Annotated in this window: 27 protein-coding genes; 16 read left to right on the top strand and 11 right to left on the bottom strand. The window is 67.0% G+C overall.

What is annotated here, in order from left to right; genetic code table 11:
- Window positions 1–130 precede the first annotated feature (130 nt).
- A complete protein-coding gene (locus tag FRZ61_RS21950; RefSeq protein WP_151119744.1) occupies window positions 131–412 on the top strand; it encodes a hypothetical protein in 282 nt (93 codons plus the stop codon).
- Window positions 413–507: 95 nt separating this feature from the next.
- Window positions 508–1,377 (top strand): DUF4743 domain-containing protein, encoded by an 870-nt coding sequence (locus FRZ61_RS21945; RefSeq protein ID WP_151119743.1) that lies wholly within the window; start codon window positions 508–510, stop codon window positions 1,375–1,377.
- Window positions 1,378–1,508: 131 nt separating this feature from the next.
- On the opposite strand, the gene FRZ61_RS21940 is transcribed toward FRZ61_RS21945, so the two are convergent.
- Complete coding sequence (locus FRZ61_RS21940) at window positions 1,509–2,225, bottom strand: TerC family protein (protein ID WP_151120937.1); 717 nt, start codon at window positions 2,223–2,225, stop codon at window positions 1,509–1,511.
- A 73-nt stretch (window positions 2,226–2,298) separates the two neighbouring features.
- Window positions 2,299–3,177: a tRNA glutamyl-Q(34) synthetase GluQRS gene (gene gluQRS, locus FRZ61_RS21935; protein WP_151119742.1), complete on the bottom strand. Its 879-nt coding sequence runs from the start codon at window positions 3,175–3,177 to the stop codon at window positions 2,299–2,301.
- A 139-nt stretch (window positions 3,178–3,316) separates the two neighbouring features.
- Between gluQRS and FRZ61_RS21930 the strand changes: the two genes are divergently transcribed.
- The 6 genes from FRZ61_RS21930 to FRZ61_RS21905 all read left to right on the top strand — a co-directional run bounded on the left by FRZ61_RS21930 (window position 3,317) and on the right by FRZ61_RS21905 (window position 7,760).
- Entirely contained in the window at window positions 3,317–3,943 is a 627-nt protein-coding gene (locus FRZ61_RS21930; RefSeq protein WP_151119741.1) for a DNA-3-methyladenine glycosylase family protein, read from the top strand.
- Window positions 3,944–4,256: 313 nt separating this feature from the next.
- Window positions 4,257–4,943 carry an alpha/beta hydrolase gene (locus FRZ61_RS21925; RefSeq protein WP_151119740.1) on the top strand — a complete coding sequence of 229 codons (687 nt, stop codon included), beginning with the start codon at window positions 4,257–4,259 and terminating at the stop codon, window positions 4,941–4,943.
- A gap of 126 nt (window positions 4,944–5,069) precedes the next feature.
- Window positions 5,070–5,633 carry an HNH endonuclease gene (locus tag FRZ61_RS21920; RefSeq protein ID WP_151119739.1) on the top strand — a complete coding sequence of 188 codons (564 nt, stop codon included), beginning with the start codon at window positions 5,070–5,072 and terminating at the stop codon, window positions 5,631–5,633.
- A 114-nt stretch (window positions 5,634–5,747) separates the two neighbouring features.
- Window positions 5,748–6,068 carry a twin-arginine translocation signal domain-containing protein gene (locus FRZ61_RS21915; protein ID WP_151119738.1) on the top strand — a complete coding sequence of 107 codons (321 nt, stop codon included), beginning with the start codon at window positions 5,748–5,750 and terminating at the stop codon, window positions 6,066–6,068.
- Between the two features lies 1 nt (window position 6,069).
- The gene (locus tag FRZ61_RS21910; protein WP_191909156.1) at window positions 6,070–6,699 is read left to right on the top strand and encodes a DUF1007 family protein; all 630 of its coding nucleotides are present in this window, start codon (window positions 6,070–6,072) and stop codon (window positions 6,697–6,699) included.
- Window positions 6,696–7,760 carry a nickel/cobalt transporter gene (locus FRZ61_RS21905; protein WP_151119736.1) on the top strand — a complete coding sequence of 355 codons (1,065 nt, stop codon included), beginning with the start codon at window positions 6,696–6,698 and terminating at the stop codon, window positions 7,758–7,760. Before FRZ61_RS21910 ends, FRZ61_RS21905 begins: the two co-directional genes overlap by 4 nt.
- Here FRZ61_RS21905 and FRZ61_RS21900 read toward each other — a convergent pair.
- Both FRZ61_RS21900 and FRZ61_RS21895 read right to left on the bottom strand, forming a co-directional pair.
- Window positions 7,757–8,668, bottom strand: a complete 912-nt coding sequence (locus tag FRZ61_RS21900; RefSeq protein WP_151119735.1) for a LysR family transcriptional regulator — start codon at window positions 8,666–8,668, stop codon at window positions 7,757–7,759. The genes FRZ61_RS21905 and FRZ61_RS21900 overlap by 4 nt on opposite strands.
- A gap of 332 nt (window positions 8,669–9,000) precedes the next feature.
- A complete protein-coding gene (locus tag FRZ61_RS21895) occupies window positions 9,001–9,906 on the bottom strand; it encodes a LysR family transcriptional regulator (protein ID WP_151119734.1) in 906 nt (301 codons plus the stop codon).
- 108 nt (window positions 9,907–10,014) lie between these two features.
- Between FRZ61_RS21895 and FRZ61_RS21890 the strand changes: the two genes are divergently transcribed.
- From FRZ61_RS21890 to FRZ61_RS21855, 8 genes are all read left to right on the top strand, one after another.
- Complete coding sequence (locus tag FRZ61_RS21890) at window positions 10,015–11,061, top strand: substrate-binding domain-containing protein (protein ID WP_151119733.1); 1,047 nt, start codon at window positions 10,015–10,017, stop codon at window positions 11,059–11,061.
- Window positions 11,062–11,145: 84 nt separating this feature from the next.
- Window positions 11,146–12,672 (top strand): sugar ABC transporter ATP-binding protein, encoded by a 1,527-nt coding sequence (locus tag FRZ61_RS21885; RefSeq protein WP_151119732.1) that lies wholly within the window; start codon window positions 11,146–11,148, stop codon window positions 12,670–12,672.
- Window positions 12,669–13,739, top strand: a complete 1,071-nt coding sequence (locus FRZ61_RS21880; RefSeq protein WP_191909155.1) for an ABC transporter permease — start codon at window positions 12,669–12,671, stop codon at window positions 13,737–13,739. The genes FRZ61_RS21885 and FRZ61_RS21880 overlap by 4 nt, the downstream gene beginning before the upstream one ends.
- A gap of 24 nt (window positions 13,740–13,763) precedes the next feature.
- A complete protein-coding gene (locus tag FRZ61_RS21875) occupies window positions 13,764–14,276 on the top strand; it encodes a hypothetical protein (protein ID WP_151119730.1) in 513 nt (170 codons plus the stop codon).
- Window positions 14,276–15,163 carry an N-acyl homoserine lactonase family protein gene (locus FRZ61_RS21870; protein WP_151119729.1) on the top strand — a complete coding sequence of 296 codons (888 nt, stop codon included), beginning with the start codon at window positions 14,276–14,278 and terminating at the stop codon, window positions 15,161–15,163. The genes FRZ61_RS21875 and FRZ61_RS21870 overlap by 1 nt, the downstream gene beginning before the upstream one ends.
- A gap of 90 nt (window positions 15,164–15,253) precedes the next feature.
- Window positions 15,254–16,018: an SDR family NAD(P)-dependent oxidoreductase gene (locus FRZ61_RS21865; RefSeq protein ID WP_407657869.1), complete on the top strand. Its 765-nt coding sequence runs from the start codon at window positions 15,254–15,256 to the stop codon at window positions 16,016–16,018.
- 12 nt (window positions 16,019–16,030) lie between these two features.
- Window positions 16,031–17,296 (top strand): ribulose-bisphosphate carboxylase large subunit family protein, encoded by a 1,266-nt coding sequence (locus FRZ61_RS21860; RefSeq protein ID WP_151119727.1) that lies wholly within the window; start codon window positions 16,031–16,033, stop codon window positions 17,294–17,296.
- A complete protein-coding gene (locus FRZ61_RS21855; protein WP_151119726.1) occupies window positions 17,293–18,657 on the top strand; it encodes a four-carbon acid sugar kinase family protein in 1,365 nt (454 codons plus the stop codon). The genes FRZ61_RS21860 and FRZ61_RS21855 overlap by 4 nt, the downstream gene beginning before the upstream one ends.
- Before the next feature lie 12 nt (window positions 18,658–18,669).
- On the opposite strand, the gene FRZ61_RS21850 is transcribed toward FRZ61_RS21855, so the two are convergent.
- The 7 genes from FRZ61_RS21850 to FRZ61_RS21820 form a co-directional block, all read right to left on the bottom strand.
- A complete protein-coding gene (locus tag FRZ61_RS21850) occupies window positions 18,670–19,467 on the bottom strand; it encodes a metal ABC transporter permease (protein WP_318526350.1) in 798 nt (265 codons plus the stop codon).
- The gene (locus FRZ61_RS21845) at window positions 19,436–20,236 is read right to left on the bottom strand and encodes a metal ABC transporter ATP-binding protein (protein ID WP_151119725.1); all 801 of its coding nucleotides are present in this window, start codon (window positions 20,234–20,236) and stop codon (window positions 19,436–19,438) included. Before FRZ61_RS21845 ends, FRZ61_RS21850 begins: the two co-directional genes overlap by 32 nt.
- A gap of 13 nt (window positions 20,237–20,249) precedes the next feature.
- Window positions 20,250–21,125 (bottom strand): metal ABC transporter solute-binding protein, Zn/Mn family, encoded by an 876-nt coding sequence (locus FRZ61_RS21840; RefSeq protein ID WP_151119724.1) that lies wholly within the window; start codon window positions 21,123–21,125, stop codon window positions 20,250–20,252.
- 255 nt (window positions 21,126–21,380) lie between these two features.
- Window positions 21,381–21,974, bottom strand: a complete 594-nt coding sequence (locus tag FRZ61_RS21835) for a demethoxyubiquinone hydroxylase family protein (protein WP_151119723.1) — start codon at window positions 21,972–21,974, stop codon at window positions 21,381–21,383.
- 31 nt (window positions 21,975–22,005) lie between these two features.
- Entirely contained in the window at window positions 22,006–22,497 is a 492-nt protein-coding gene (locus FRZ61_RS21830; protein WP_151119722.1) for a disulfide bond formation protein B, read from the bottom strand.
- A gap of 152 nt (window positions 22,498–22,649) precedes the next feature.
- Entirely contained in the window at window positions 22,650–23,078 is a 429-nt protein-coding gene (locus FRZ61_RS21825; protein WP_151119721.1) for an SRPBCC family protein, read from the bottom strand.
- Between the two features lie 22 nt (window positions 23,079–23,100).
- The gene (locus FRZ61_RS21820; RefSeq protein ID WP_151119720.1) at window positions 23,101–23,682 is read right to left on the bottom strand and encodes a YqaA family protein; all 582 of its coding nucleotides are present in this window, start codon (window positions 23,680–23,682) and stop codon (window positions 23,101–23,103) included.
- Window positions 23,683–23,716 lie beyond the last annotated feature (34 nt).

Here is a 23,716-nt window from a genome sequence, read left to right as displayed (position 1 = left end):
CCTGCCGTTTTTTCCGCCCGCTGGGAGTCTCATTGCCATGTCCGCCCCTCGATCCTCGCCTAACCCTTCCTCCTCCAGTCACCGAACCGCCGCCCCGCGCCTGCCCGCGCGCCCCGTCGTTGCGACGGTCATGGCGGCGCCGACCTATTGCTTCTCGGTCCAGGCCGCAGCCGATCCGGGCCTGCTGCCGCGCGTGCTGGAGCTCTTCGCCAAGCGCAACCTGGTGCCGAGCCGCTGTCACGCGGTGCTGAACGGGCCCGAGCACGACGAGCTGCTGATCGATCTCCAGGTCACAGGCCTCGGCGCGGAGGAGGCGGAGCATGTGGCGCGTTCGCTGCGCCAGATCGTCTTCGTGACGAGCGTGCTGACCTGCATCACCGACGAGCCGCAGCGGCTCGAGCGGATCGCCTGACGCCGGATTCCCGTTCGTCCGGGCTCACCGATGCCTCTTCGCCGGGGGCCCGTGCGATGTAAGATCGCGGGCCCGTCCTGCCGGAGATGCCGCGCATGAGCCTCGTCGATCGCATCCGCCTGTTCCATCCGCCCGAGCTTTCGGCCCTGCGGCCCTTCCTCATCCAAGGCCGGCGGCTGGGCTGGATCCTGCCCGGCTTCGCCGGGCGGCTGGCCAAGTTTCCCGCGGTGTTCGAGGTCGGCGCCGACGCGGTGCGGCTCAAGGATCGCTATGACAGCGACGAGAGCCGCAGCGACGCGGTGGCGGGCGTGGTCGAGGCGCTGGCGCGCGAGGGCGTGCTGCCCAAGCTGCGCCACGAGCGCTATGCGGTGGCGCGCTCCTTCTACGACAAGCCGCTGATGGGGCTGGAGCGCTCCGCGGTGCCTTCCTTCGGCACGCTCGCCTACGGCGTCCATCTCAACGGCCATGTCGGCGAAGGCCGCGACATGAAGATGTGGATCGGCCGCCGCTCGCGGCACAAGGCGACCGGCCCCTTGAAGCTCGATCATATCGTGGCGGGCGGACAGCCGCTCGGGCTGTCGCTGGCGGAGAACCTGGTCAAGGAATGCGGCGAGGAGGCGGCGATGAGCCCCGATCTCGCGCGCCGCTCGCGGCCCGTGGGCTTCGTCTCCTACCTGATCCAGAACTACGAAGGCATCCGCAACGACGTGCTGTTCTGCTACGACATCGCCCTGCCTGCCGATTTCAGGCCGGTCAACACGGACGGCGAGATCGAGGAATTCTATCTCTGGCCGATCGCCCAGGTGATCGAGACCCTGGCCACGACCGACGAGTTCAAATTCAATGTCGGGCTGGTGATCATCGACTTCCTGGTGCGCCACGGCCTCATCGCGCCCGATGATCCGAGCTATCCGGAGCTGATCCTCAATCTGCGGATCAGGGACCATTTCGGGGATGGGGTGTAGCGGCTGCGTTCATTCATTCGTCATCCCCGCTTTCGCGGGGACGACGGTAAGGGCGACGGCGTCGAGATGTCCCTGCTGTCGAAGGAAGGAGGGATTGGAGACTTGGGGAAAGCGTTGGCTCTCTTCAATCTTCAGAACAACGCCGCCGTCTGCGCCGCATTGTAGACCTTGATCGTGCCGTCATAGATCATGTGGCAGGCCACATAGAAGATGATGGCGAGCCCGATATAGACGAGCCAGGGCCAGCGGCGCAGCATGTTGGCGATGAGGGTCGCGGCGGCACCCATCAGGGCCACCGACAGCACCAGGCCGAACACCAGCACCCAGGCATGGTCGCGTGCGATGCCGGCCACCGCCAGCACGTTGTCGAGCGACATGGAAAGGTCGGCCAGCACGATCTGCATGACCGCCTGGCCGACCGTCTTGGGCGGGGCCTTCTTGTGCTCGTGCCCATGCGCATGAGAGCCGTCATGGAGGGCGGCCGTCGATCCGCCGCCGCGCGCGGCGGCTTCCTGGAGCGCCTTCTCCGCCTTGCGTTCCCGGCGCTGCGCCTCGACCTCGCGCCAGAGCTTCCAGCAGACCCAGAGCAGCAGCAGGCCGCCGGCGAGCGTGAGGCCGATGATCTGCAGGAGCTGCGTGGTGATGACGGCGAAGCCGACCCGCATCACGGTCGCCGCGGCGATGCCGAGGAAGATCACGCGGGCGCGCTGATGCTTGGGCAGCGAGGCCGCCACCACGCCCACGACGATGGCGTTGTCCCCCGCCAGCACCAGGTCGACCATGATGACCTGGAGAAAAGCCGTGATCTCCGAGAGCGTGATCGTGAAATCCAGCGCCGGGAGATCCATCACGGGGCCATCCGGAGGGTTGCAGGGGGCGAGGCACGGCGCATGGGAATCTCCGGACTGTGAGGCCTAGGGGTTAAGCAAGTGTTGGAACGGCCGGCGCCGCGGCGCTGAAGCCGAGGCGGGCGCGGATTTCCGCGGGATCGGCGCCCTGGGCGCGCAGGCTGGCGAGGCTTTCGGCGCCGTCGCGCTTGGCGAGGCGCTTGCCGCCGGCGTCGGTGAGAAGCTTGTGGTGGCGATAGGCGGGGACCGGGAATCCCAGCAACGCCTGCAGCAGCCGGTGGATATGCGTCGCCGGCAGAAGGTCCTCGCCGCGCGTGACGAGCGTCACGCCCTGGATCGCGTCGTCGACCGTGACGGCGAGGTGGTAGCTGGTCGGGATGTCCTTGCGCGCGATCACCACGTCGCCGTGAAGCGCCGGATCGACCTCGATCTCGCCGCGACCCTGCTCGGTCCAGCGGAGCCGGCCGGCCCGGTCGGCGGCCGCGGCGGTATCGAGGCGCAGGGCGAAGGGCAGGCCGCTGGCCCGGCGCCGCTCGCGCTCGGCCGGCGACAGATGGCGGCAGGTCCCGGGATAGAGCGGTCCGTCAGGTCCCTGCGGTGCGGCGCCGGCCGCGGCAATCTCGGCCGCGATCTCGGCGCGGCTGCAGAAACAGGGATAGACCAGCTCCAGCTTATCGAGCCGGCCGAGGGCCTTGCGGTAGATCTCGAAATGCTCGGACTGGCGCCGGACGGGCTCTTCCCAGCGAAGACCCAGCCAGGCCAGATCGTCATAGATCGCCTGCTCGAACTCGGGCTTGCAGCGCACCCGGTCGATATCCTCGATGCGGAGCAGGAACCGGCCGCCGGTCTCGCGGGCGATCTCGAAGGCAGTCAGCGCGGAGAAGGCATGGCCCAGATGCAGCCGCCCGGTGGGGCTGGGCGCAAAACGGGTGACCGTGGAGGGGGCGGACATGCAATGCGGGCGCTTGTTCCGGGAAGACCTGGAAGCGTAAGGGAGGGCGTGATGAAAAGGGGGGTGTCGCGCGCGACGGTTAGCCCCCACTAAACCACGCTCCGCCTAGACCATTTACACGACAGGGTCATAAATCGGCATGACAGAATTCGAGATCAAGGGGCGAAAACTCAAGGCGGCGCTCGCCCATCTGGCCTCGGTCGATGCCCATCTGGCCGAAAGCCTGGCCGAGATCGGGCCGCCGCCCTCCCGGTCGGCCGAGCCGGGCTTTGCCGGGCTGCTGCGGATCATCATGGGGCAGCAGCTCTCGGTGGCCTCGGCCCGCGCGATCTGGGACCGGCTGGAGGCCCGGCTGGTCGAACCGACCCCGGCCCGGCTGCTGCGGCTGAGCGACGAGGATATGGCCAAGATTGGCCTCAGCCGGCAGAAGATGCGCTTCGCCCGGGCGCTGGCCGACGCGGTCAAGCGCAGGAAGCTCGATCTCGAGGCGCTGGCCGGGATGGAGGATGGCGAGGCGCTGGCGGCGCTCACCGCGGTCGACGGGATCGGGCCCTGGACCGCCGAGGTCTATCTCCTGTTCGCGCTGGGCCGCCCCGACGTGATGCCAGCGGGCGACCTCGCCCTGCTGGTCGCCGCCCAGCGCCTGAAGCGGCTGGAGGCGCGGCCGGCACCGAAGGAGCTCCTGGCGCTGGCCGAACCCTGGCGCCCCTGGCGCTCGGTCGCGGCGCGGTTCCTGTGGCACTACTACCGGAAGGCGCCGATCTGACACGATCGCGGCGCTCTGCTTCAAAGCTTTGGGCGAGATCGATGATCGGGATCTCGCTCTCTTCTGAAGCGACCCCTCCCCCCTACCCCCTCCCGCAAGGGGAGGGAGCTGGAACAACGAATATCTCGCCCCCTCCTGCAAAAGATCTGGAACAAGAAACTTCTCGCCCCCTCCCCTTGCGGGAGGGGGTAGGGGGAGGGGAGCCGCAGACGCGATGCCGCTTTGCTGAAACCCTGCCTCCCTGGCTCCGCGCGCGGGATTGCGCTACCAAGGCTTCCTGTCCTCAGTTCCTTCAGCGGAGCATCCTCGCGTCATGAGCAGTCCCTTCGATCTCGACGGTCCGGTCGTGGCCCCTGTCGCGGGCGGGCCGGCGCAGCAGCTCGTCGTGTTGCTGCATGGCTATGGCGCCGACGGCAACGACCTGATCGAGCTGGCGCCGCATTGGGCGAAGCTTCTGCCGCACGCGGCCTTCGTCTCGCCGCACGCGCCGTTCCCCTGCGAGGCCGCACCCTATGGGCGGCAATGGTTCGGCTTCGAGGGTCGCGACCAGGCCGCGATCTATGCCGGCGTGCAGGCCGCGGCCGGCATCCTCGACCGCTTCCTCGACATGGTGCTGGCGGAGTTCAATCTGCCGGCCCATCGCCTGGCGCTGATGGGATTCTCGCAAGGCACGATGATGTCGCTGCATGTGGCCCCGCGCCGCGAGGCCGCGGTCGGCGGCATCGTCGGCTATTCCGGCCGGCTGATCGCGCCGCAGCTCCTGGCCAACGAGATCCAGTCGCGGCCGCCCGTGCTGCTGGTCCATGGCGATGCCGATCCGGTCGTGCCCTTCGCGGCGATGGCGGAGGCGGCCCAGGCGCTGACGGCACTCGGCCTGAAGGTCGAGACCGAACGCCGGCCGGGCCTGCCCCATGCGATCGACCCCACGGGGCTCGCCAAGGGCGGCGCTTTCCTGGCCCGGGTGTTGACGCAGGACGAGGCCGCGCCGGCCAAGGCTTAAGTCGCGCGCGTGACGGCGCCGTGACAGCTTTACGACCCAAGCCCCGCTACATCTTGAGTTTTTTGCGCTGCTCCCTTACATCTGCTGGTAGGTGACTTGGTCGAGCCCGCTTGGTAAGGGTATAGCGTGTTTGCATCGCCTGAAAGTTGCCCGGCCCTGGTTCTCAACGCCGACTTCCGTCCGTTGAGCTACTTCCCCTTGTCGCTCTGGCCCTGGCAGGAAGTGGTCAAGGCGGTCTTCCTCGACCGCGTCAACATCATCTCCGAATATGACCAGGTGGTGCGCAGCCCGAGCTTCGAGATGCGGCTGCCCAGCGTCATCTCGCTCAAGGAATTCATCCCGCTCGCGCGCCGGCCCGCCTTCACGCGGTTCAACGTGTTCCTGCGCGACCGCTTCAGCTGCCAGTATTGCGGCGAGCACCAGCCGGCCCACGACCTGACCTTCGATCACGTGATCCCGCGCTCGCGCGGCGGGCGCACGACCTGGGACAATGTCGTCACCGCCTGCCAGTGCTGCAACCTGTTGAAGGGAAACCGCCTGCCGAGCCAGGCGGACATGTTCCCCGTCACCAGACCCTATCAGCCGACGACCTTCGAGCTGCAGGAAAATGGGCGGGCTTTCCCGCCCAATTATTTGCACCATAGCTGGCGCGACTTCCTCTACTGGGACAGCGAGCTGGAGCCGGCCTGATCGGTCGCCTGGCTCGAGGGCTCAGGAACGCCCCAGGCCTCGAATTAATCCCCGTTCACTTGGCCGTTTCGTTGCTGCGGCGCTAGAATCGGGAATTATCTTGCGGAGACGCCGATGCAGCGCATGAAGGGGACATTGACGCGCCGCCAGCTCCTGATGGGAGCGGCCTGGGGCGGCGTTGCGGCGGGCCTCGGCGGCCGGGCGGCCCAGGCCTTCTCGATCGAGCCGATGCCGGCGCCGGTTTCCAAGGCCTACGGCCTCGCCTGCCAGCCCGCTTCGAGCGGCGCCACCGACCATGTGCAGCTCATCGCCGACGTGCAGGCGATGCTGAAAGGCGAGATCGCCAGCGGGCTCAAGCCCGCCAATGCGCAGGAGGTCGTGGTCTGCCCGCTCTGCGGCTGCGCCATCACCGTCACCGCCGACGCCAGCAACTGAGTTGCGCCGCCCGCTCTCTGCCGGGCCTCGGCGCCGCAGGGCATCGGCGCTGATCTTCCTCTTCGCTTTCGGCCTGGCCGGCGGCCTGCCTTCGGTCGCGTCGGCGCATCCCCATGTCTTCATCGACAACCGCGTCACCTTCCTCTTCAAGGAAGGGAAGATCGTCGGTTTCCGCGAGAACTGGCAGTTCGACGAGATCTTCAGCGAGGATCTGCTGGGGGATTTCGACAAGGATGGCGACGGCCGGTTCAGCAAGGCCGAGAGCGAGGCGGTGGCGGGCGTCACGCTGCCGGCGCTCGAAGAATATCACTACTTCACCTATGTCTGGGTCGACGGCAAGGATCTGGGCAAGATCAAGCCGACCGACTTCCATGCCAGCGCCAGGGACAAGCTCGCCAGCTACGATTTCCTGATCGCGCTGCCCAAGCCGGTCGATCCGCTGAAGCAGGTGCTGGCGGTCGAGATCGCCGACCGCTCCTATTTCGTCGAGGTGCTGCTCGCGAAGAACGACCCGGTGAAGATCGACGGGCTGAAGGAGTTCACCTGCCAGCCGAACGTGACGATGGACAAGAAGAACGCCTATTACGGCGGCTATGTCATTCCTCAGCAGATCAAGCTGACCTGCCAATGAACCTGGCCCCACGCCGCCTTGCCGGTATTTTCGCCTTGCTGCTCGGGGCGATGACCCTGGCCTGCGGCACGCCCGCAGGGGCGCAGCAGAATTCGCTTCTGGGCGGCAGCGCACCCGCCGCCTCCGACGCGCCGGCGCCGCCCGACGACGCCGTGACCGCCCCATCGGCACCGGAAGACGCCGCGCCCGAAAGCGAAGGGCTGCTGCACCGGATCGAGCGCGCCGTCATCGAGACCCAGCGCGACATCAACCGCGAGATCAACCGCCGGCTGGTGGCGGTGCGCGACGGCCAGGGCATGGGCGTGATCTGGGCCGGGCTCTCGATCGCCTTCATGTACGGCGTGTTCCACGCGCTGGGGCCGGGCCATGGCAAGACCGTGATCGTGGGCTATTTCCTGGGGCGCGGGGGGAGCATCGGGCGCGGCGTGGCGATGGCCTCCTGGATCGCCTTGAGCCATGTGATCGGCGCGGTCGCGATCGTGCTCGTGGTGCATCTCATCCTCTCCCACAGCGCCGTGACGCCGGTCGAGGAGGTGAGCTGGCTGCGCTTCGTCAGCTACGCCGCGATCCTCGCGATCGGCCTCGCCATGCTGGTTTCGGCCATCCGCCATCGCGGCGGCCACGCCCATTGCCATCATCATGATCACGATCACGATCATGGGCACGGCCATGATCATGGCGAGGGTCACGATCATGGTCATGGGCACGGCCACGCGGCCGCGGCCAAGGCCGGCGCCGTACGCCGCGCCGAGCAGCGGCTGCTCGCGATCGCCGCGGGCTTCATTCCCTGCTCGGGCGCGATCCTGATCCTGGTCTTCGCCTTCACCAACGGCATCGTGATGATGGGGGTGCTGATGGCGTTCGCCATCGCGCTCGGCATGGGGCTGACGCTGGCGGCGCTGGGCATTGCCAGCGTCATCGCCCATCGCCAGGTCGCGGCGCGCCTCGCTCCCGGCGGCGCGGCCTCGATGGCACTGTCGCTGCTGGGGCCTTCGGTGATCGTGCTGATCGGCTGCCTGCTTCTCGCCGGCGCGATCCTCGACCCGACGCTGCCTTATTAGCGGATCGCCTGGGGCTGGCCGAGCGGCGCGAGCTGGGCGATCAGCTTCGCGACGACGGAGACCGTCGCCGACTTCAGGTGCTGGGCGGGCTGTGCCAGCACGATCTCGCGCTTGAGAGGCGGATTGTCGATCGGCGCGACGCTGACACCGGCCTCGGCGAAGCCGTGGTCGACGCTGCGCTGCGGCAGAATGGCGAACGCAAAACCCTGTGCCAGCAAACTCTTCATGCTGGCGAAGGAATCTACCTCGGCCCGGATATCCAGAGGCTGGCCGACACTTGCGGCGGCGGCATCGACGATGAAACGAAGGCCATGCTGCGGAGAAGGCAGGATCAGGGGAAGCATCGCGATGTCCCGGAAGCCGACTGGGTTCCGCTTGAATATGGCATCGTTGTGCGGCCCCGCCAGGAGCAGCGGTTCCGTGAAGAGGGGGATCGACAGGTAGTCGGCGCGGACCTGATGCTTGTAGAGCGTGGCGAGATCGAGATGGCCGGCTGCCAGCGCGGCCGCGAGATCGCCGCTCAATATCTCCCGAAGCTTCAGGCGGACCCGCGGGAACCGGTTCCCGATGGCGGCGAGAAGCGGCGCGCTCAGGCAACCGGTCAGGCTCGGCAGCAGGCCGACGCTGATTTCCCCATCGGCCGTGCGGTCGAAATTCCTCATCTCCGATTCCAGATGGGCCACGGAGCGTAGGATCTTCCGGGCCCGGTAGAGCAGCTCCAGACCTTCCTGGGTGAGGTGGACGCCCCGGCCATCGCGCCGGGCGAGCGTGCAGCCCAACTCCTTCTCCAGGGCGGATAACTGAGTGCTCAGCGCCGATGGCACCACGCCGATCAGGGTAGCGGCCTTGCTGAGGCTTTCAACCTCCGCGATTGCCGTGAAGTTGCGCAGCTGGCGAAGGCTCGGCATCGAGCGGGCATCCTTTGGCGGAAGGGTACCGGGTCACTATGTCGTCCTATAACTTTTTTTGAAAGCTGATAGATGGGCAAGCTTTCTTCCGCACCGGTGCATGTTGCGCCACGTTCGCCGCGCAGTCGCCCCCGCTGGTAGCCTCTCCCGGCCTCTCCGTGAACCCCGGGAAGGGGAGTGTCGCCGTCAGGGGCTGGCGATATCGCTCGTCTTCCGACGAGCGGGAAGGAAGGGCACAAGCATTGCGGCGTCGCCATCCGAACGTACTCCGGCCTCGGCCGATTGTCAGCTCCCCGGGGCTTCTCCCCGGCGATATGCCCGACCGTTCGATCTCAACGGGGACCGAAGACATATTGGTCCATCACGTCGCGGATGGCCTGGATCACCGTCAACATGGCGAGGCTCGGTGTACGGTGCGCCAGTCGGGCGATAACCAGCCCGCGGGTCAGGCGGGGAGCGCCGATCATCTTCGCGACCATCAGTCCGGCGGCGACCTCAGCCAGGACGGAGAACTGCGGCAGGATCGTATGGCCCAGGCCCGCCGCGACCAGATTCTTCATCGCGCTCACGGAATCGATCTCCACCGAGATGTGGAGCTTGAGACCGAGCCGGGCCGCATCGAATTCCAGCATGCGGCGAAGCCCGCTGTCGCGGCTCGGCAGAATGAGTTCGATCTGTTCGATCGTGGCGAAATCGATGCAGGGTGCCGCCGTCAGTTCCCGACCCGGCGCGCTGATGAGGCACAGGGGTTCGTCGATCAGCTTGTCGGCATGAAGATTGCCGATGTCGGCTCTCTCGTACTGGATCGCGAGATCGACCGTCCGGTTGCGCAGCCACTCGGCGGAGGTGCTGCTCACCGCCTCGCTCACCTTGAGATGGATGCCGGGGAACTCCCGGCCGAGCACCGCATAAAGACGCGGCAGCAGGCCGTTGGCGATGCTCGCCGGCATCGCCAGCGAGACGACGCCGGTCGGCGAGCTGTTGCTGCTGCGCAGCGACCGCGGCAGCGCATCCACTTCCTCGAGGATTCGGGCGGCTTCGGTGGCGAAGCGGCGACCGGCGTCGGTAGGCTGAACCCCTCTGCCGGTGCGGACAAGCAGGGGCTGCTTGAGCTCGTTCTCCAGCTCCCGGATCTGGCGGCTGAGCGCGGGTTGCGTGATGCCCAGAGCGTCGGCCGCGCGCGAGATGCTTTCGAGCTCTACCGCCCGGATGAAGTAACGAAGGTCATTGATCTCCACAGGAACACCATGGGTCTTGAACGCAACCTAGCAGGCTGAAGCGAGCCGGTCCGGTGCGGTCCCATCCGCGGCGGGCCGTTCAAAACAAGAAAATACCAGGAGGAAACGATGTCGAAAGTGCCTTACTGCCTCTCCGCAGCCCTCGCCTTTCTTTGCATGGCCGCGGCGACGGTGTTTCCCGCTCTCGCGCAGGATACCGTCAAGGCGCGCCAGATCACCATCGCCGTCGAGAACATGGGCATGAGCGGCGAATGGTTCAGCGAATTCGTCGCCGGCTATCAGGCCGAAGCGAAGAAGATCCCGGGTCTGAAGCTCGTCGAGGCCCAGGCGAACTTCGAGCCCGGTACGGAGGTCTCCCAGCTCAAAGCGCTGGTGGCGCAGAAGCCGGACGGGATCCTCATCAATCATGCACCGAACGCCTCGGCGCTGGCGCCGATCATCAAGCAGGCGACCGAGCAGGGAATCAAGATGGTCACCGCCGAGCTCGGCGAGTTCGATTTTCCGGGCGTGATCAATGTCCAGCAGTTCAACAGCGACCTGGCCACCCAGGGCCTCGATCTGATGGCCAAGGACCTGAACGACGAAGGCAACATCGTCGTGATCTGGGTCGGCGCCATGGCGCCTCAGCAGCAGCGCATCCAGGTGCTCCAGGGCTGGCTCAAGCAGCATCCCAAGATCAAGGTGCTGACCCAGTACGGCAACGCATCGGGAACGACCCTTTCCGATACGATCGCGAAGACCAAGGCCGTTCTCAATCAGTATCCGAAGATCGATGCCTTCTGGGTGACGTGGGACGCCTTTGCCCAGGGCGTGGTCCAGGCGGAAGAGCAGACCGGCAAGCATATCCCGATCTATAGCGTCGACGTCTCCAACGAGGATATCGAGATCATGCGCAAGCCCAACTCGCCCTGGCGGGCCACGGCGGCGGCGGACGCCGTCGCCTATGGCGCCACCAGCCTGCGGGCGCTGGTGCTCTCCATCTATGGCCAGGAGGTGCCCGGGACGATCAACGTGCCCGGCATCCTCATCACTCAGGACAACTTGCCGAAACCCGGCCAGCCGATCACCGAGTTCTTCGAGGAGCAGCTGCCGGCGCAGAAGGAGCTCAGCGTCACGCCGTTCCTTAAGAGCCTCTACGAAGCCAAGCTGGATTGATAGCCGGTTCCGCGGGGCGGGGTTCTTTCCGGGCCTCTGCTCCGCGGCCGGCATTTCATACGCGCTTGGCGGGCATGTAGCGATATGCTGCGCGTCGAAGACCTCACCAAGTCCTTTGGACCGATCACCGTTCTGGACGGCGTCTCGGAACATTTCCAGGCGGGCTCGATTCACGGCCTGATCGGTGCCAACGGCGCCGGCAAGTCGACGCTGATCAAGATCGTCTCGGGGCTGCAGCCCGGTAGTTTTGGCAAGGTCGTCCTCGATGGCAGGGCGACCGCCTTCGCCTCGCCGCAGGATGCCTATTCGGCCGGAATCCGCACCCTGCAGCAGGAAACTGACGTCAACCTCTTCACCTCCCTGACCGTCGTCGAAAACATCGTGCTGCGCACCCGCAATCGCGGGGGCTTCCGACGGTTGATCCGCCACGGCGACCTGGCCCGCGCGAGAGAGCGGCTGGCCCTCGTCGGTGGCGGCGACATTCCCTTGCGGAAGATCGTGGGCGATTTGCCGTTGGCCAAGCGTCAGCAGGTGGCACTCGCCTCCGCGCTGGACGAACAGGCGCGCGTGCTGATCCTGGACGAGCCGACTGCCGCACTCGATCGCAAGAGCGCCAAGCGGTTGCTCGAGGTGATCCGCTCGATCCGCGACCACGGTGCCGCCATTATCCTGGTCACCCACCATCTGCCGGAGATCGTGGAGGTCGCCGACCGGGTCACGGTGCTGCGCGAAGGCAGGGTTGCGGATCGTTTCGAGATGCCGCCCGCACGCGAGCCGGGTGCAATTCTTCCGCGCATCATCGCGAGCATGACGGGCAACAGCGCCGCTGAGCCCCGCGCGGGCGAAGCCTGCGCCACGCCGGTGTCCACTGCGACGGCCGGCGCGCGCCTGCAGGTCGAGAACCTGGTTGCCGATTCGATCATCAACGTCTCTTTCGCCGTGGAAGCGGGTCAGGTGGTAACCCTGACCGGCCTCGTCGGTTCCGGGACGAGTGCCGTCCTGCAATGCATCTACGGCCTCCGGCGGGCCGGGGGCGGCAGGCTTCGCCTGGACGGCGAGATGCTGCCCTGGAGCGATCCTTCTCGTATGGCGAACCGGGGCATCGGCATGGTGCCCGACGATCGCCAGCATCTCGGCCTCCATCTCCAGCATAGTATCGTGTGGAACAGCACGCTGCCGGTGCTGTCGCGATTCAGCGGCCCGTTCGGGTTCCTCGCCGAAAGCCGCCTCATCCGCGCGACCCAGGCCGTCTCGAAGCGGGTCAACCTGGTTGCCAGCGCGCTGTCGCTGCCGGTCGCCGCCCTCAGCGGCGGCAATCAGCAGAAGGTCGTGATCGCGAAATGGCTGACCACGCCGCGCAAGCTGCTGCTCCTCGACGAGCCCACGCGGGGCGTCGATGTCGGCACCCGCCAGCAGATCTATCGTCTTCTGCGCGATCTGGCGCGGCAGGAGGGGCTCGCGGTTCTTTGCTCGACCTACGATTTCAACGAAGCCATCCACCTCTCGGACCGGATTCTCGTCATGAAGCGCGGCGAGATCGTTGCCGAACGGCGCGCCGGCGAAGTGACCGAGGAGAGCCTGATGGACTTGGCGATGGGAGGTGTCCAATGAACAAGATCGGTCCGGCCTCGGAGCTGATTTCCGAGCGTCGTCCGGCGGTGCGCCGGGGCCTCCACCCGAGGGTGTTCGACCTGCTCGAGGCCTGGAGCGGCACCATCATCCTGATCCTGGTCATGGCTTATTTCGGCTGGGTCAGCGCGGCTTTCTTTTCGTTCGGCAATTTCGTCGGGATCATCGAGGCGACGGCGATCACCTTCTTCATTTCGCTCGGCGTGATGATGTCGCTGACCGTCGGCGGCTTCGATCTCTCGATCGGCTCAGTCGCGAGCATGGCGTCGATGCTCGCCGCCGGCATGATGGTGCTCTATCAGTGGCCCTATCCGTTGGCCATCATCGGCCCGGTGCTGGTCGGCGCCGCGATCGGCGCCATCAACGGATTCATCATCGTCGGCATCGGTCTGCCCGACCTGCTGGCAACGCTGGGCATGATGTTCGTCATCGGCGGTGTGCAGCAGGTCTATTCCGATGGCCAGAACATCTATTCGCACATGACACTCGCCACCGGCGAAATGCTGCCGGGCGAGATCTCCCCCGCCTTCACCGATCTCATCAATGGCGACCTCCTCGGCATCCCGCTGCCGCTCCTGATCACCATCGTCGTCGGAGGGCTCTTCTATTACCTGATGCGTTGGACGCGCTGGGGACGGCTGTTCTACGCGGTCGGCGACAATATGGAAGCCGCGCGTGTCGCGGGCGTACCCGTCAAGCGCTACCGGATCATGGCTTATGTCATTTCCGGCGCCGTCGCGGGCTTCGGCGGCGTCCTCCTGACGGCGCTGCTCAATGCGGGCGAGACGCAAGCGGGCGCTTCCTATCTGCTGCAAGCCGTGACGGCGGTGTTCCTGGGCGCGGCGTTCTTCGGGCGCAACCGGGTCGGCGTGTTCGGAACGCTTGTCGGCGCCTTCATCCTTGCCGTGCTGGTGAACGGGCTGACGATGATCAACATGCCCTACACCGCGCAGGACATCTTCAAGGGATGCCTCCTCGTCATCGCGGTCGGGACCGGCGTGGTGATCAAGCGCCACCGCGAGCGAAGCCTCGCGGCGCGGCGCGATTGACCGGTTCGGGAGGTAGAAAGCCCGATGCGCTACGAACCCATTCTCTTCGACGATGCCGGCGACCTTGCCGGCGTGACCGCGGCGGCGCCCGCGTTATCCGACGGCAAGCTCCTGCTGTCGGAGCAGTATTCGTTGCTGCGGGGCGCTATCGCGCAGCTTTCCGGCGCCCTGCTGGTCTACCGCAACGCGTCCGCCTTTTCTGCCGACGCTGTCGCCGCGCTGGCCGCCTCCGCGGCGGAACGGGCGAGAGACGGCCTCGCGGCGGTCATCGACAGAAAAGTCCTGCAGGCGAACCCGCCCATCGCACGCGCCTGCCTCGGCGCGGCGGCGCTCCTCGACCGGGCCGCCGCCATCGTCGCGGGCAGCTTGAGGGCGGGCGGCGGCGGGCTCCACGAGGCCGAGACCGCGTTGCTCGGCCTGCGCCGCGCCTACGCGCTGCTGGCGGCCGCAGCTAGCGAGCGCGACGGTTGCACCATGATCGCCTTCGACAGCTGCTGCTGCTGTGTGCCGGGCGCCAAAGTCGCGGGGAGGGTGTGATGGCCGACTACTCGATCTGGGTCCTCGAATATTCCTACGTGCCCGACTATGCCAAGAGCGCCATTCTCTATGGGGCGCACAATCAGGGCTCGGAGCGGCTGCCCTATGGTTATGTCGTCATCAAGGGCCGCGGCCATCTCTGCATGGTCGATGCGGGCTACAACGATGCCGGCTGGGGAAAGCGTTTCGCAAAGACCCTGAACGTCCAGGGCTGGAAGAGCCCGGACGAGGTTCTGGGCCGCATCGGCGTCCGCCCGGCGGATGTCGACACGATCCTGCTGTCCCATCTCCATTTCGACCATGCCGGCAATCTCGATGCCTTCCCGAAGGCGCGGGTCTATGTGCAGGAGCGGGAGATCACCCGCAACGTCTGGGCCATGGCGCTGCCACCCCAACTTTCCTTCATCTCGCACGGAACCGATCCGGGCGACGTAATGAAATGCGTCGAGCTGGGGCGCGAAGGAAGGCTCGAGCTGATCGACGGCGATCGCGAGGACATCCTGCCCGGCATCGACGTCCATGCCGCCTTCGACGCGCACACCTTCGGCTCCATGTATGTCGTGATCCGCAACGACGGCGCTCGGGCCTCGCTCGACAAATGGGTCCTTTCGGGCGATCTGGTCTATGTCTACGAGAATGTCGGCGGCGATGCGGCCGCGCGAAAGACGGGCAAACCCTACATCCCCGTCGGTTTCGCCATCGCCAGCCTGACGAACCTGATCCTCACCAGCGACAGGATCGTCCAGGCGGCCGACGGCGAGCTGCGCCGCATCGTGCCGGTACATGAAGATCGCCTCTGCGAGCTGTTCCCGTCGAAGACCTGGCCCGACGGGCTGCGCATCACCGAAATCTGCCTCGCCGATGGAGAACCGTCCCGCGTCGGATGAACGGACGCGGCGGAACAGAAATTACGCCCGATACGGGCGGCACAAGGAAAGGTCACGACGATGTCTGGACGCCTCGAGGGAAGGGTCGCTTTGGTATTCGGAGCCGGGTCCGTCGGTCCCGGCTGGGGCAACGGCAAAGCGACCGCCACATTGTTCGCGCGCGAAGGCGCCCGCGTCGTCGGGGTCGACGTCAATCTGGCCGCGGTCGAGGAAACGCGCGACATCGTTCGCTCGGAAGGCGGCGCGTTCCAGGCGCTTGCGGCCGACGTCACCCAGTCCGACCAAGTGAAGAAGGTGGTCGACACCGTGGTCGAGACCTACGGCCGCATCGACGTCCTTCACAATAACGTCGGCACTACCATCATGGGCGATCCGACCGAGCTCAGCGAGGAGAACTGGCACAAGACGCTGGATGTCAACACGACCAGCATCTTCCTCACCTGCAAGCATGTGCTGCCCATCATGCGGCGCCAGAAGAAGGGCGCGATCGTCAACATCTCGTCGCTCGCCGCCATCCGCTATACCGGCTACCCCTATACCGCCTACTACGCGGCCAAGGGCGCGGTGAACCAGTTCACGGTGGGGCTGGCGCTGCAATATGCCGCCCAGGGCATCCGGGTGAACGCGATCATGCCCGGCTACATGAACACGCCGCTCATCCACCAGCAGATCTCCGGCCAGTACAAGACGGCCGAAGAGATGGTCGCCGCCCGCGACGCGCTGAGTCCCACCGGCAAGATGGGTACCGGCTGGGATATCGCCCATGCGGCGCTCTTCCTGGCATCCGACGAGGCCGCCTATATTACGGGCGTCTGCCTGCCGGTCGATGGCGGCGTTCATTGCAAGGTCGGCTGAGGAACGAAGCCGATGACCATCGATCGCATCGAAGCCGACTATCTTATCGAAACGAGTTTTCCGCCCGAGGCCGCTGCCGAGAGCATGGCGGGCGAGCAGTCGAGCGGCACATTCCTGGCGATTCCCGGCGAGACGCCGGAGCTGAAGGCGCGGGCGGCCGCGCGCGTCGAGCGCCTCGAGGTGCTGGGTGACGCCGCGGCGCCGTCGCTGCCCGGCTCGGGCTCGCCGCGCAGCGCCAGCGAGCCAAGACGCGTCACGGCGAACGTTACGCTCTCCTGGCCGGTCAGCAATCTCGGGCCTTCGCTGCCGAACCTGGTCGCCACCGTCGCCGGCAACCTCTTCGAGCTGAAGCAGTTCTCGGGCCTCCGCCTGCTCGACATCCGCATGCCGGCGGCCTTCGCCGACGCCTATCAGGGACCGCAGTTCGGGATCGACGGAACCCGCCGTCTTGCCGGCGTGGAGGGCGCGCCGATCCTGGGAACGATCATCAAGCCGAGCGTCGGCTTTGGGCCGGAGGAGACCGCCGCCCTGGTCGAACGGCTGGCGCTGGCGGGCATCGACTTCATCAAGGACGACGAGCTGCAGTCAGATGGGCCGCATTGCCCCTTCGACGAGCGGGCTCGTGCCGTCATGGCCGTCATCAACGATGTGGCCCAGCGCACCGGCAAGAAGGCGATGTTCGCCTTCAATCTGACGGGCAATCTCGACCAGATGAAGCATCGTCACGACCTGGTCCAGAGCCTGGGCGGGACCTGCATCATGGCCGGCCTCAATTCGGTCGGTCTCGTCGGCATGATCGAGCTGCGCCGGCATTCGGCCTTGCCGATCCATGCCCATCGCAATGGATGGGGCTATCTATCCCGCCACCCCATGCTGGGATGGTCCTATATCGCCTGGCAGAAGATCTGGCGCCTGGCCGGTGCCGACCACATGCATGTCAACGGATTGCGCAACAAATTCGCGGAATCGGACGACAGCGTCATCGCCTCCGCGCAAGCCTGCCTGACGCCGATGTTCCCGGCCAAGCCCTGCATCGTCATGCCGGTGTTCTCCTCCGGGCAGACCGCGCGCCAGGCGCCCGATACCTATCGCCGGCTGCGGTCTCTGGACCTGATCTATCTGGCGGGCGGCGGTATCATGGCCCATCCGGGCGGGCCCGCCGGCGGGCTCGCCAGCATTCGCGAAAGCTGGGAGGCCGCCATCGCGAACGTTCCGCTTGAGGTCTATTCCCGCGACCACACTGCCCTGGCTCAGGCGCTGGAGACCTTTCCGTCATGACGGAGTCCCTGCCCCGGGGGCCTGTTCTTGCCTGGTATGGCGACGATTTCACCGGTGCCGCGGCCGTCATGGAGGCGCTCACCTTCGGCGGCGTGCCGGCTGTCCTCTTCCTCGACGTTCCGACCCGGGCCCAGCTCGATCGTTTTGCAGGCTTCGGGGGCATCGGCGTGGCCGGCGTGGCCCGCTCGAAAAGCCCCGAATGGATGGACCGAGCGCTGCCACCCGTCTTTTCGTTCCTGAAGAGCCTGGGCGCTCCCCTTACGCAGTACAAGGTCTGCTCGACATTCGATTCCTCGCCCGAGATCGGCTCGATCGGGCATGCCTACGATATCGGCGTTCCGATCCTGGGTGGGCGGTGGACGCCGCTGCTGGTCGCAGCCCCGCTAGTCCATCGCTATCAGATGTTCGGCAATCTGTTCGCCGGTGTCGCCGGCACCTATTACCGCCTCGACCGGCATCCGACGATGAGCCGCCATCCCGTGACGCCGATGAGGGAGGCCGATCTCCGCATTCATCTCGGTCGGCAGACCCGGGAGCGGATCGGGTTGATCGACGTCGTGGCGATGAAGGCAGGGACGGCCCAGGCTGCGCTGGAGCAGAGCATCGCGCGCGGCGACCGGATCATCTCGCTCGACGTCGCCGACGACGACACGCTGCGCGAGGCGGGGCGTCTCGTCTGGCAGAACCGGAGCGAGCGTCTCTTCGCCATCGGATCGCAGGGCTTGGAATACGCGCTTCTGGCGCATTGGCACGCGGCAGGATTGGTCGCGGAACCCTCGCAGCCTCCCCGCATCACTCGGGCCGATCGCGTGGCGGCGGTCTCGGGTTCCTGCTCGCCGGTGACGGCCGAGCAGATCCTGTGGGCGCAAGCACACGGCTTTCGAGTCATCAGGCTCGATGTGACGAAGGCGGTCGAGGGATCACGGGTGTGGGAAGCGGAGCAGGAACGGGCGGTAACCGCCGCCCTGGCGACGCTTTCGGAAGGGGCGGACCCGCTCGTCGTCACCGCCTGCGGCCCCGACGATTCCGCGATCGATGCCCTGCGCGAGGCGCTGACGGCCAGCGGTGCCGACTCATCGCTCGTGAATCTGCGTATCGGCGAAGGGTTGGGGCAGATCCTGTCCCGGGTCCTGCGCCGGACGAAGCTCAATCGTGGCATCATTGCCGGTGGCGATACCTCGAGCTATGCGACGGCGGCGCTCGGCATCTACGCACTGACGGCGCTGGCGTCGACGGTGGCGGGTGCCGCCCTGTTCCAGGCCCATTCGGAGAATCCGGAACAGGCGACCCTCGAGATCGCCTTGAAGGGCGGGCAGATGGGCTCCCCCGACTATTTCGGGCGGATCAAGCTCGGCGGCTGACGGCGGCAGCGCTCAGCGCCGCAGCAGGCTCGCGAAATAGGCCGCGGCGCTCAAGGCCGCGATGCAGAAACTGACCGGCCAATCGGAGTAGTAGGCGAGCGTCACGCCGCCCCAGGCCTCGGCCAGGGCGAGGAGGGCGGCGAGCGCGACGCCGCGGCCGAGCCGGGAGGTCAGGCGCATCGCGGCCGCGGCCGGCCCCACCATCAGCGTGAAGACCAGCAGCACGCCGACGATCTGGGTGCAGGCGGCGACCGTCAGCGCCACGATGCCGAGGAAAAGCAGCGAGACCAGCGGCAGCGACACGCCCTTGGCCTCGGCCATCTCGGGCTGCAGGCTGGCGAAGAGCAGCGGCCTCGCGATCGCGGCCAGCGCCGCCAGGCTCACCAGCCCCAGCGCCAGGAGGCTCCAGAGCGTGTCGCGGTTGACGCCCAGCACATTGCCGAAGAGCAGGTTCGTCACCTGCGTCGCATAGGCGGTGTAGTAGTGGAGGAAGAGGAGGCCGAGGCCCATCGACAGCGACAGCACGATGCCGATGGCGACGTCCCGCGCGCTCAGGCGCTCGCCCAGCATCCCCATGGCAAGCCCGGCGGCGACGGTGAAGCCCACCATGCCCCAGAGCGCCGGGATGCCGATCAGGATGGCGCCGGTGGCGCCGGCGAAGCCCACATGCGAGAGCGCGTGGCCGGCGAAGGTCTGGCCGCGCAGCACGAGGAAGTAGCCCACGGTCCCCGCCACCACGGCGACGATGCCGCTGGCGGCGAAGGCGTTCTGCATGAAATCATAGGTGAGCATCGTGGCGATGCTCCGCATGTTCGAGATCGTGGCCGTCGGTCATGACGAAGATGCGCCCGCCCAGGCGGATCACCTCGATCTCCGAGCCATAGAGGCGGGAGAGCACCGGCCCGGTGATGACATCCTCGACGCTGCCCAGTGCCGCCTGCCCATGGCCCAGATAGAGCACGCGGTCGATCACGCCCAGGAGCGGGTTGATCTCGTGCGCGCTGAAGAGGACGGTGATCTTCATCTCCTGCTGCAGCCGGCGCACCAGCTCCAGCACATGGCGCTGGTGATGCGGATCGAGGCTGATCAGGGGCTCGTCCAGCAGCAGCAGGCGCGGGCGTCCCAGCAGCGCCTGCGCCAGCAGGAGCCGCTGGCGCTCGCCGCCGGAGATGTCGGCCAGCGCCCGGCGCGCGATCTCGCGGGCCCCCACGGCGTCCAGCGCCCAATCCACCTCGCGCTGCAGGGCGCCGCTCGCGCGCGGCAGGCCCCAGCGATGGCCGTCGAAGGCGCTCGCCACGAAGTTCCAGCCGCTGAGCCTCAGCCCCGCGACCGCGCGGTGCATCTGCGGCAGGTAGCCGATGGCGGGATTGCCGCGCCGGGCGGGCTCGCCCAGCACATCGAGCCGGCCCTGGCGCGGCCGGACCAGCCCCAGAATCGCGCGCAGCAACGTCGTCTTGCCGGCCCCGTTGGGGCCCAGCAAGCCGATGAATTCCCCCTGGTCAATCGTCAGGCTGATATCGGCGAGGATCGTCCGGCCACCGAGCCCGATCGTGACGCGATCGAGACGGACCGCGTTCACAAGGCCCCGAAACTCATGATCCGGGACCCGACATCGCCTTATCCAGCCTTGTCAGCTCGTCCATCATCCAGCTCTGGTAGGTCATGCCGGCGGGCAAGGTCTCGGTCACGCCGACGATGCCGATCTCCGATTGCTGCGCCAGCTCCTTCAGCTTCTCGGTCATGTCGTCGGTCACCTGGTTGTTATAGATCAGCACCTTGACCTTGCGGTTCTTGAGGTCGTCCTGGAAGGCCGCGAGATCCGACGCGCTGGGCTCGGTGTCGTTCATCACCGCCAGCTGGAAATCCTGGTTGCGCATCTCGTAGCCCAGCGCCTCGATCATATAGCCGAACACCGGCTCGGTCGCGGTGACGGCCTCGCCTGCATGCTTCTGCTTCATCTCGGCGATCTTCTTGAGCATCGGCTCGAGCGAGGCCTCGAAGGCGGCGAGCCGCGCCTCGAAATCGGCCTTGTGGGCCGGATCGCGGCTCGAGAACTCGGCCGTGAGCGCCGCGGCGACGGCCGGCATGGTCGCGGGGTCGTACCAGATATGCGGGTTGTCGCCCGAGACGCGGTGCACCAGGTTGGCCGCGACGATGACCTTGCGACGGTCGGAAGGGGAAGCGTCGAGCAGCGACTTCATCCAGGGGTCATAGTCGGCCCCGCTATAGATCACCAGTGCCGCATCCGCGACCTGGCGCGCCGTCGAGGGGCTCGCCTCGAAATCATGGGGATCCTGGTTCGGGTTGTTCAGGATGCTCGCGACCTCGACCTCGGGCCCGCCGATCTGCTGCGCGATGTCGGCGTAGAAGTTCTCGGCCGCCACGACCTGGATCGGCGGCGCGGCGAGCGCGGTGCCGGAAAGGAGCGAGAGCAGCCCCGCCGCCACTGTCAGCGCCAATTTCCGCATCGGTCCGCCCTCCGTTGCCCATGAACTGCAGGCGCGGACGGTAATGTTATATCATAACAGATGTCAAGGCCTCTCGGAGCGCGAGGACGCTCAAGGCCCGAGCGCGATCCCTCTCCTCACGTCATCCCCGCGAACGCGGGGATCCATCTTGATCCAGCGCGTCGGCTTCGACATGGACTCCCGCGTTCGCGGGATGACGTGAGGGGAGTGCCGAGGGCGTTGAGAGTGACGGTCGCCGCGTCGTCGGTGCGCGCCCTAAACCCGCTCCGCGATCCAGATCGCCAGTCGCGATCCCGCCTTCACCGCGGCGGTGAGCGCCGGATAGGCCGGCGCGCGTTCGGCGCCCTCGGCGAGCCCGATCGCCCGATGTTCGAGCTCCTCCTGGCGGAAGCCGTCGATCTCGGCCTTGAGCGCGGTCTCTTCGGGCGGCAGCTTCGCCATCTGCTGGCGGTAATGCTCGTCGATCACTTCCTCGACCGCGACAGTGCAGGCCATCGCCGCCTCGCGGCCGAGCATCGCGGTGGCGGCGCCGAGGGCGAAGCCCGCCACATGCCAGAAGGGCTGCAGCAGGGTCGGCCGCGCGCGCCGCTCGATCAGCAGCTCGTTGAAGCGCTGCAGATGCTGCCGCTCCTGCTCGGCCATGTGCTTGAGCTTCGGATCGGGCCCCAGCACCGCCATCTGGCCCTCATAGATCCGCTTGGCACCGTACTCGCCCGCCTGATCGACGCGGATGATGCGGTCGAGCAGAGCCTCGGGCTCGAGATCGCCGGGCAGGCGCTGGCGGCGCGGCTCGCCGGCGCTCTCGCTCGCTTCCTGATCGCCGGGCCGGTCGAAATCGTCGCTGCTCATGATGGACCTCCGATGGCGAGAGGGTCGCCGCTCAGTGACGGCGCGACTGCCAGAGGGAGAAGGCGCCGAGCGCGCCCGAATAGAGGATATTGTAGCCCGCCATCGAGATGCCGAACAGCGACCAGGCGACATCGTCGCAGCGCACGACGGGTGCGGCCAGGATCGCGGCCTCGAACTCGGCGGCGCTCATGCCGGCCTTGATCTGCGTGGTGCAGGAGGCGCTGCCCTGCCACCAATGCTGCTCGACGCCGACATGGAAGACGGCGATGCCGGCGCCGACGAGCGCCGCGAGGCCCGCGAGCAGCAGGAAGATGCGCGCGGCCTTGGGCTTGGTCTCGAGGAAGATGCCGGGAACGGCGAGAACGCCCGCCGCGACCAGCGCCCAGCGCTGATCGAGGCAGAGCTCGCAGGGCGCCAGCCCGCCCCAATATTGCGAGGCCAAGGCCACCAGAAGCGGCAGCAGCGCTCCGAGAAGCACGAGCGTGGCGGCGCGGGCCGGGGTCAACGAGCGCAGACTGATCATCGGGCCGGGAGCCTAGCGGCTGCCGTTCCGGTCGCCTAGAGGCAATTGGGCGCAGGATCGTTTGGCGAGCGGCCCCGCATGAACGGAACCGTGGAATTCTCCTGCTGTGGAAAACTCGCGCCGGATGCGCCGACGCGGGGCCTTCGGAATCGTCAGGCGACGAGGCGCTCCAGCTTGTCGAGGGCGCCGCTCCAGCCGGTATTGTGGCTGTCGCGCGTGGGCGCGTCCGGGAGCTGCTCGTGCAGCAGGGTGAGGAGCGTGCCCGCGCCGTCGGGCCTCAAGGTGATCGTCACCTGCGAGACCTGCTCGGGTGCGGTCTTCCAGGCCCAGCTGAAGACCAGCCTCTCGTTGCGCGCCACCTCGCGGAAGCGGCCGCTCACATCGTGCTCCGTGCCGTCGGGCCCGCGCATGAGCACGCGGAAGCGCCCGCCCACCGTCGGATCCGATTCGCAGATCAGCGTCTCGAACTCGGCCGGCGACCACCAATGGATCATCATCTTGGGATCGGTCCAGGCGGCGAAGACCTTGGCCGGTGGCGCCTTGAGCCGGCGCTTGAGCGTGAGGCTGGGCTTCGCGGACATGAGCGCCTCCGGAAGGGCCGCGTCAGATCACATAGCGGATGATGACGAAGCCGCCGACCACGGCCAGCAGGAAAAGCGTGGCGACCAGGGTGAGGCGCCGCTCGACGAAATCGCGGATCGGCTCGCCGAAGCGGCGCAGCAGGGCCGCCACGATGAAGAAGCGAAGCCCGCGCGTCGCGATCGAGGCCATCACGAAAACGGGAAAATCGAAGGACGCGGCGCCGCTGGCGATGGTGACGATCTTGTAGGGAATCGGCGTCAGCCCCTTGATCAGGATGATCCAAAGGCCCCATTGCGCATAGGCCTGCTTGAAGGCCTCGAACTTGTCCTGATAGCCGTAGAGCTTGATCAGCGACTGGCCCAGCGTCTCGAACAGGTAATAGCCGATGGCGTAGCCGAGAATCCCGCCCAGCACCGAGGTGACGGTGGCGACGAGCGCAATCCGCCAGGCGCGGTCGGGACGCGCCAGCACCATCGGGATGATCATGGCGTCGGGCGGGATCGGGAAGAAGGAGCTCTCGGCGAAGGAGACGGCCCCCAGCGCGGTCAGCGCGTTGGGCCGTGAGGCAAGCCCCATGGTCCAGTCGTAAAGGCGGCGCAGCATGGGGCGGAGTTCCGGGCCAGAGGAAGGTGCCCGC

The organism is Hypericibacter adhaerens (genome assembly GCF_008728835.1).
In the GTDB taxonomy this organism is placed as follows: Bacteria; Pseudomonadota; Alphaproteobacteria; order Dongiales; family Dongiaceae; genus Hypericibacter; species Hypericibacter adhaerens.
Note: the sequence above shows the minus strand (reverse complement) of the source record. Positions and strands in the feature narration are given on the sequence as shown.